This window comes from Sphingobium sp. BYY-5 (assembly GCF_022758885.1).
Classification (GTDB): Bacteria; Pseudomonadota; Alphaproteobacteria; order Sphingomonadales; family Sphingomonadaceae; genus Sphingobium.
The window spans coordinates 838994-847500 of sequence record NZ_JALEBH010000002.1; the positions used below are offsets into that span (position 1 = coordinate 838994).

Annotated in this window: 4 protein-coding genes, 1 tRNA gene, 2 rRNA genes, 2 pseudogenes and 1 other annotated feature (1 of these 10 cut by a window edge); of the genes and pseudogenes, 3 read left to right on the top strand and 6 right to left on the bottom strand. The window is 59.8% G+C overall.

Going from position 1 to position 8507, the window contains the following annotated elements:
- Positions 1-31 precede the first annotated feature (31 nt).
- The 3 genes from MOK15_RS19760 (at position 32) to MOK15_RS19770 (ending at position 3403) form a co-directional block, all read left to right on the top strand.
- Positions 32-1024 carry an alpha/beta hydrolase gene (locus tag MOK15_RS19760; RefSeq protein WP_242933401.1) on the top strand — a complete coding sequence of 331 codons (993 nt, stop codon included), beginning with the start codon at positions 32-34 and terminating at the stop codon, positions 1022-1024.
- 73 nt (positions 1025-1097) lie between these two features.
- A complete protein-coding gene (locus MOK15_RS19765; RefSeq protein ID WP_242933402.1) occupies positions 1098-2321 on the top strand; it encodes a glycoside hydrolase family 27 protein in 1224 nt (407 codons plus the stop codon).
- A gap of 290 nt (positions 2322-2611) precedes the next feature.
- On the top strand, positions 2612-3403 hold the full coding sequence (locus tag MOK15_RS19770; protein WP_242933403.1) for a polysaccharide deacetylase family protein: 792 nt from the start codon (positions 2612-2614) through the stop codon (positions 3401-3403).
- Between the two features lie 18 nt (positions 3404-3421).
- On the opposite strand, the pseudogene MOK15_RS19775 reads toward MOK15_RS19770, so the two are convergent.
- The 6 genes and pseudogenes from MOK15_RS19775 to MOK15_RS19800 form a co-directional block, all read right to left on the bottom strand.
- Positions 3422-3676, bottom strand: a pseudogene (locus MOK15_RS19775) (integrase core domain-containing protein); the annotation flags it as partial.
- A gap of 39 nt (positions 3677-3715) precedes the next feature.
- Positions 3716-4944, bottom strand: a protein-coding gene (locus tag MOK15_RS19780) for an IS3 family transposase (RefSeq protein WP_242931456.1) whose coding sequence is annotated in 2 segments (ribosomal slippage) — positions 3716-4656 and positions 4656-4944 — 1230 coding nt in all. Because the reading frame shifts where the segments join, the coding sequence is not laid out codon by codon here.
- Positions 4549-4663, bottom strand: a sequence feature (AL1L pseudoknot). It overlaps the preceding gene by 115 nt.
- A 56-nt stretch (positions 4945-5000) precedes the next feature.
- Positions 5001-5738 (bottom strand): annotated as a pseudogene (locus MOK15_RS19785) (DDE-type integrase/transposase/recombinase); the annotation flags it as partial.
- 380 nt (positions 5739-6118) lie between these two features.
- Positions 6119-6195 (bottom strand) — tRNA-Met (locus MOK15_RS19790).
- Between the two features lie 88 nt (positions 6196-6283).
- Positions 6284-6398, bottom strand: a 5S ribosomal RNA gene (gene rrf, locus MOK15_RS19795).
- 151 nt (positions 6399-6549) lie between these two features.
- A 23S ribosomal RNA gene (locus tag MOK15_RS19800) occupies positions 6550-8507 on the bottom strand (it continues 833 nt past the right edge of the window).

Consider the following 8507-nt stretch of genomic DNA (forward strand, 5'->3'; position numbering starts at 1 on the left):
TCCGGCGCGTGTGTGGCAGGGAGACATTTGCGTGAGCCTTTCACGACGCGATCTTGTGCGATCCTCGCTGGCCTTGGCGGGGGTTTCGGCGGCCGGTGCGGCTGCGGTGCCCGGGGCGCTGGCCGGATCGGGTCCGGCGGCGGGCAGCGGCGAGGTCATCGACCTGTGGCCCCGCCCGCCAGCCGGCGCCCTGCATCCGGGTATGGCCGAGCTTGTCGAGCAATCCTCGTCCGACCCGGCCTATAGCAGCCGGCGCATAAGGGGGATCGCCCGGCCGCGCATGGCCGTTTTCCCCGCGGCCCAGCCCAATGGTTCGGCCATGCTGATCATCCCGGGTGGCAGCTTCGCCTGGAATTATTTCGAGCATGAGGGCCATTACATCGCCGACGTCCTGAACCGTGCAGGCATCACTTGTTTCGTCCTGTTCTATCGCCTGGCCCAGGACGGATGGAGCGATCCGGCGAAAGTCGGTCCCGCCGATGCCCAGCGCGCCATGCGTGCCATCCGCGCCAATGCCGCGCGCTTGGGACTCGATTCAGCGCGGATCGGGGTAATGGGCTTCAGCGCGGGCGGGTTCCTGACGGCGACGCTCGCCACACGGCATGCGACGCCCTTTTACGCGCCCGTCGATGCGACCGACCGACTCAGTGCCCGGCCGCTGCTGACGGCGCCGATCTATGCGGTGCAGAGCGTCGATCCCGCCTATGCCTATGGCGGCGTCGCGCCGTCGCTGTTCGGCCGCCAGCCGGCGGCCGAACAGATCCGCGAATGGTCGCCCGATCTCAACGTCACGGCGGCGGCGGTCCCGACGTTCCTGGTGCATGCCGAGGACGATGGAGCGGTGCCCGTGGCCAATACGGTGCGACTGCGCGACGCCATGGTCGCGGCGGGGATCACGGTGGAGACCCACCTGTTCGCCCATGGCGGCCATGGCTTCGGCATTCGCGGCCAGCCGGGCGTTTCCGACGGCCCCTGGCTGCCGCTCTTCCTCAACTTCGCGCGTGAGCAGAAACTGTTCGGTTAGCAACTGATCGATCCAACATAACCAAGCATCGCATCATGTTCCAAAATGACGCGAGCTATTCAGAAAGCCATCCATGACCAAGAAAATCGCCCTTAATATGCTCGCTGTGGCGTTGCTGCTCAATGGAGCCGCACCAGCCATCGCACAGGATGCGGATCCCAATACGCTCGCGCCGTCGAAGGCCCCGGAGCGAACTGCGAATGGCCTTGCCCTGACTCCGCCGATGGGGTGGAACAGCTGGAACAAGTTCGCATGCAATGTGAACGAGAAGATTATCCGCGCTACGGCGGATGCGATGGCCTCCAACGGGATGAAGGCAGCGGGTTATCAATATATCGTCATCGACGATTGCTGGCATGGGCAGCGGGATGAAAACGGGTTCATAGCCGCGGACCCTGCCAGGTTCCCCTCGGGAATCAAGGCGCTGGCGGATTATATCCATTCAAAGGGGTTGAAGTTCGGCATCTATTCCGACGCCGGGCGCAAGACTTGCGGGGACCGGCCGGGCAGCCAGGGTCACGAATATCATGATGCCCTGACCTATGCCCGTTGGGGCGTCGACTATCTCAAATATGACTGGTGCAATACCGGCACGCGCAATGCCGAGGAGGCATATACGCTCATGGCCGACGCGCTGCGCGCGACCGGCCGCGACATCGTGTTCTCGCTTTGCGAATGGGGCAACAGCCGGCCGTGGCTATGGGGACAGAAGATCGGCAATCTGTGGCGAACCACGGGAGATATCACCGACAAGTGGGAAGGGAAGTACGGCTACAGTTGGGGGGTGCTCAACATCCTCGACATGAACGAGCCGCTATGGCCATTTGCGGGACCGGGCCACTGGAACGATCCCGACATGCTTGAAGTCGGCAACGGCGGAATGACGACCACGCAATACCGCTCTCACTTTTCGCTCTGGGCCATCATGGCCGCACCGCTTATCGCCGGCAATGACATTGCCAACATGGATGCGGCCACCAGGGAGATACTTCTCAACCGCGAGGTGATTGCCGTGAATCAGGATGCGCTGGGCATTCAGGGCCGGCGCATCAGCCGTGAGGGCAATCGGGAGGTGTGGGTGAAGCCGCTGTCCGGCGGCGGGCGTGCCGTGATATTGTTCAATCGGGGCGAGAGCTCTGAGCCAATATCCGTGGGGTGGGAGGAACTTGGCTATCCCGCGACGCTCAAGGCGAGCATTCGCGATCTTTGGGCGCACAGAGACCTGAAGCCTGTGGCTGGTCGCTACGCCGCAACGGTTCCGAGTCATGGCGTCGTCATGTTGAAGGTGCAGCCATGAACGGCCATTTCCAGGCCGTCGCGTTGTCGTCGAACGGTTTCGCATATGCGCGGCTACGCGAAGGCGTGCAGTTGCGTGGTCACCTCGTCAATGCGCGTCCGCTTGTCCCTCGCGCCATCGGGGGGGGGCCGGCTTGAAGATCAGGCGTGTCCCGCCAGACTGAGAACCGGTACGGAGTTGGCGAGCCGGAAGCGGACTTTCGTTCGGGCGCAGCCCCCATTGCCATAGTTTCGTGCACGAATTGGGTAGCGCTACTATAATCGCGTGAAGGGTGGGGAAGGACGACACGAATGGCATCAATTCTATTACGGATCGGAGCAGTTCTGCTGGGGACGGCCATGATGGTGGCCCAGGCCCAGGCCGGACCTTGGCCTGGCGGCAGAAAGGCGGCCGTGGTGCTGACCTACGACGATGCCTTGCCCTCGCATCTCGATATTGCCATTCCTGCACTCGACGCGGTTGGCCTCAAAGGAACATTCTTCCTGATCGGCAGTGCGTTGGTTCCGGAGCAGATTAGGCGTTGGCGGGAAGCGGCCGCCGATGGCCATGAGCTTGGAAACCACACAATTCGCCACGCCTGTCCGCAGGCCAATTATCCGCCGGCCAGGAAGCTCGACACCAGCGAAGCCTATGATGTCGAGATGATGCTTGCCGAAATCCGGACAATGAACACCATGCTGGCGGCCATCGACGGTAAGTTGCAGCACGGTTTTGCCACGCCCTGCGGTCAGCATATGGCCGGAGGGGTGGACTATCTCCCTGCCCTTCGCGCCAGCGGGCTGGTGCGCTATACCCGCAGCGCCGCCTGGACGGGCGGCAAGGTGCTGGATCCGATGGATGTGCCATGCCGCTGGTTCGACGAGAAGGCGACAGGCGCCCAAATGATCGCCGAGGTGGAAAGCGCCGCCCGGACCGGCGATCTCGTGGTTCTCGGGTTTCACGGAGTCGGTGGCGACTATTTGAGGGTGCCCGGCGAGGCGCACGCGCAGCTCCTCGTTTATCTCAAGGAACATGCCGACACCATTTGGGTTGCGCCATTGTCGATGGTGATGGATTACGCCGCCAGCCGCGCTGGAAACTAACTAGGCTGTAGTGACGTTTTAGATGTTTGGTCCCGGGATTTGGTGGGTCGGGTCTGACGTAAATCGGTGTGGCTCTTTGAGCCAGGCTTTGCAAATGGCTTCATACGGGGTGAGACCTTTGAGGGTCTTGAGCCTACGACCGAAGTTGTAGGCGGCGACGAAGTCGCCAAGATGCTGCCTGAGTTGGTCGTGCGTATCGTAGTGGTAGCGTTTGACTGTCGCCTCTTTGATGGTGCGGTTCATCCTTTCAACCTGCCCATTGGTCCAGGGGTGTGAAGCGTCCCGGGTTTTCTGGAGGCTGTGCAGTTTGACTCAGGCAGCCATATCGAGGGTCTCAATGGCCGCATAGTAGTTAGCTTCGGCCTCGGCGGGTGGGATGTAGCCGAGCGGGCCGAAAAGGCGATGGTTGTTGTACCAGTCGACCCAGCTCAGCGTCGCCATTTCCACCGCCGATGCGCTTGGCCAGGACCGCTGGCGCCAGATGACCTCGGCCTTGTAAAGGCCATTGATCGTCTCGGCCAAAGCATTGTCGTAACTGTCGCCGACGCTGCCGACCGAGGGCACGAGGTTGGCCTCCGCCAGGCGCTGGGTGTAGTTCATGGCGAGGTATTGCACGCCCCTGTCGCTGTGGTGGATCAAGCCGTCATCCGGGCCGGGTCTGCGCGCATGGATCGCCTGCTCAAGGGCATCCAGAACGAACCCGGCCGTGGCTGAAGTACTGACCTTCCAGCCCACGATGCGCCGCGCATAGGCATCGATCACGAAGGCCACGTAAACGAACCCTGCCCAGGTGTGGACATAGGTGAAATCGACTACCCACAGGGCGTTCGGCCGGTCCACACGAAACTCCCGGTTCACCTTGTCGAGCGGGCATGGCGCCTTGGGATTGCTGACGGTCGTGGTCGTCTTCTTCCCTCGACGAATACCGGCCAGCCGCATGCTACGCATCAGTCGCTCGACCGTGCACTTGGCGACATCAAGGCCCTCGCGCCGCAACTGATGCCAGACCTTGCGCGAGCCGTAGAGTCCGAAGCTGGCCTCGTGAACGCGCCGGATCTGCTCGCACATGTCGTCATCCCGGCGCGCACGGGCGGAACGCTTCGCCGGATCGGCAAGACGGGCCGCGTGTTCGTGATAGGAGGACGGGGCGATCGCCAGTTCGCGGCAGATCGGCTCGATACCCAGGTCCTCGCGATGGACGTCGATGAACGACATCATCATCTCTCGCGGCGGTCGAGCTCCGCCATCGCAAAATATGCCGACGCCTTGCGAAGGATCTCGTTGGCTCGACGGAGCTCCTTGACCTCGCGCTCCAGCAGCTTGAGCCGGGCCTTATCATCAACACCCTGCGCCGCTGGTGCCGCCCGTCGGCCTGCCTCCGTGCGGCACCAGCGGCGCAGCGTCTCGGCCGTGCAGCCGATCTTCGAGGCAATCGAACTCATCGCCTCCCATTCCGAGCCGTAATCCGCACGGTGCTCGCCAACCATTCGCACCGCTCGATCACGGACCTCAGGCGAAAATCTGTTTCCCATCTTGCTCATACCGGATGCTCCTTCTCACAGTTCGGAGCCTCCGGAAAACCCGGGACGCTTCAGTGGCGAGGTTTGGTTAGCCGGTGATCGATGTCGTTCTGGGCGCAGGCGAGGGCGAAGGAGTGGCAGCGGAACCGCTCACCGTTCGTGATGGCGAGCTTGACCTCTTCGACAGCGGATCCCGGGTACTTCGGATCGGTGAAGTGGATGCCATTGTCGGTGAGGACAGTGCGCACCTTGTACGGCACGGCGGCGATGAGATGCCGGAGGAAATCGGCAGCGACCCTAGTGGTGGCCCTTTCGTGCAGCTCGACGAAGGCGAACTTCGATGTGCGGTCGATTGCAACCAGGAGGTAGAGCCTGCCCTCTTCGGTGCGAACCTCGGCGATGTCGATGTGGAAGTAGCCGATCGGATAGCTTTTGAACTTGCGCTTGTTGGGCGCATCGCCCTCGATCGTGGGCAGTTGGGAGATGCCGTGACGCTGCAGACAGCGATGCAACGACGAGCGCGTCAGGTGAGGAATCGTGGCCTGCAGGGCGTACAAGCAGTCGTCGAGTGGCAACAGCGTGTGCCGGCGGAAGGCGACGATGACGGCTTCGTCCTCAACCGACAGAACCGTCGATCGCGCGACCTTGGGGCCGGTCGGCAGGTCGGCCGTGGAGGTGCGCCGCTTCCATTTGGCGACGGTCTTCTGGTTGATGCCGTGTCGCCGGGCCAGCGCCCTCAGGCTCTCTTGACTATGTTGTATCGCTCGACGGACTGCCTCAGTCGTCGTGGCGCACCCGTGGAGTATCTGGCCCATAGCGCTTCCTTCCAGCTGGTGGTGAATAATGCACCATCAAAGCCTGGGATCAAACATCTAATATTTCGGAGATTTATCGGCGCAAGGTTGAGCGATTTGCCGAAGCGCTATCGCAGCCGGAAGAACGTCAGGAAGCGGCCGATGCCCTTCGTACGCTGATCGAGCGCATTGATGTCACACCCGGCGCGAAGCGCGGCGAGGTCAACGCCGTGCTCCACGGGGAGTTTGGCACCATCCTCGAATGGATAAAACAACGCGAATCCACCGAGAACGACGAAACCCCCGGGGCTTTCGCGTCGGGGGTATCCGGAATGTCGGTTTCTGTGGTTGCGGGAGGGCGATCTAACCGAGACCGACAAAACTCCCGAATGTCGGTTTATTGGTTGCGGGGGCAGGATTTGAACCTGCGACCTTCAGGTTATGAGCCTGACGAGCTACCGGGCTGCTCCACCCCGCGACACCGAAGCAAAAAGGGCGGCCGTATTTTACGGGCCGCCCTTTTAGGATGTGAATGGGTTTTGTTTGAACAAAGCGCGAGCTTCAATGCCTGGCGACGCCCTACTCTTCCGGGGCTTGAGCCACAGTACCATCGGCGCAGTCAGGTTTCACGGCCGAGTTCGGGATGGGATCGGGTGGGTCACTGACGCTATGGTCACCAAGCAATGGAGCTGGCGCTTTGTTTTGGGTTTAATCGATGTCCGTGCACGTTTGTATGTGTGTGTTGATATCTGGGCTGGCTTAACAAGCCGCCATGTTTCGACAGTTTCAAGGCTGTCGTTGATGGTGGGACTCTATGATCCATATGGATCACTTAAGCGCGAACAGAGCAATTAGGATCGGTTAGCTCCATGCGTTACCGCACTTCCACATCCGACCTATCAACGTCGTGGTCTACGACGGCTCGATGAAATCTTATCTTGAGGGAGGCTTCCCGCTTAGATGCTTTCAGCGGTTATCCCGTCCATACATAGCTACCCAGCTGCGCTCTTGGCAGAACGACTGGTACACCAGAGGTATGTTCAACCCGGTCCTCTCGTACTAGGGTCAACTCCTCTCAAATTTCGACGCCCACGGCAGATAGGGACCAAACTGTCTCGCGACGTTCTGAACCCAGCTCACGTACCACTTTAATTGGCGAACAGCCAAACCCTTGGGACCTGCTCCAGCCCCAGGATGTGATGAGCCGACATCGAGGTGCCAAACGATTCCGTCGATATGAGCTCTTGGGAATCATCAGCCTGTTATCCCCGGCGTACCTTTTATCCGTTGAGCGATGGCCCTTCCACGAGGGACCACCGGATCACTATGACCGACTTTCGTCTCTGCTCGACTTGTCAGTCTCGCAGTCAGGCGGGCTTATGCCATTGCACTCTAACAGACGGTTTCCAACCGTCCTGAGCCCACCATCGCGCGCCTCCGTTACTCTTTAGGAGGCGACCGCCCCAGTCAAACTACCCACCACAGAGGGTCCCTGTACCGGATAACGGTACGAGGTTAGACATCAGAAAACAGCAGGGTGGTATTTCACCTATGGCTCCACATCATCTGGCGACAATGCTTCAAAGCCTCCCACCTATGCTACACAGCTCTTTCCTAATGCCACTCTGAAGTTGCAGTAAAGGTGCACGGGGTCTTTCCGTCTAACCGCGGGTACTCCGCATCTTCACGGAGAATTCAATTTCGCTGAGCATATCCTGGAGACAGTGGGGAAGTCGTTACGCCATTCGTGCAGGTCGGAACTTACCCGACAAGGAATTTCGCTACCTTAGGACCGTTATAGTTACGGCCGCCGTTTACCTGGGCTTCAATTCAGAGCTTGCACTCCTCCTCTTAACCTTCAGGCACCGGGCAGGCGTCAGGCCCTATACGTCGTCTTGAAGCCGACTTAGCAGAGCCCTGTGTTTTTGCTAAACAGTCGCTACCCCCTGGCCTGTGCCCCCCACAAAAAGTTGCCTTGATGTGGGGCCTCCTTCTTCCGAAGGTACGGAGGCAATTTGCCGAGTTCCTTCAGGATACTTCTCTCAAACGCCTTGGTATACTCTACCATTCCACCTGTGTCGGTTTAGGGTACGGTCTATACGGAGGGGCTATTTCCTGGGACAACTTCCCTGCCCTACCAATCCAATAAGGTAGAACAAGTTACGCCATCCGTCACACACCTCCAGGCCCACGAATATTAACGTGGTTCCCATCGACTACCCCCTTCGGGCTCGTCTTAGGGGCCGGCTTACCCTGCTCAGATTAGCTTTAAGCAGGAACCCTTGGAATTTCGGCGACAGTGCATCTCACACTGTTAATCGCTACTCATGTCTGCATTCGCACTTCCGATACCTCCACGGTCGGTTACCCTCCCGCTTCAACGGCCTACGGAACGCTCCGCTACCGCTCAGTCAAAGACTGAACCCTAAGCTTCGGTGCACGTCTTGAGCCCCGTTACATCTTCGCCGCAGAACCTCTTATTTAGACCAGTGAGCTGTTACGCTTTCTTTAAAGGATGGCTGCTTCTAAGCCAACCTCCTGGTTGTTTTGGAAGTTCCACATGCTTTCCCACTTAGACGTGACTTGGGGACCTTAGCTGTAGGTTAGGGCTGTTTCCCTTTTGACGACGGACCTTAGCACCCGCCGTCTGTCTGCCGGACTAGACTCGTTGGTATTCGGAGTTTGGTTAGTATTGGTAGATCTCGCGACCCCCGCAACCATCCAGTGCTCTACCCCCAACGGCAATCATCCGACGCTCTACCTCAATAGATTTCGCGGAGAACCAGCTAT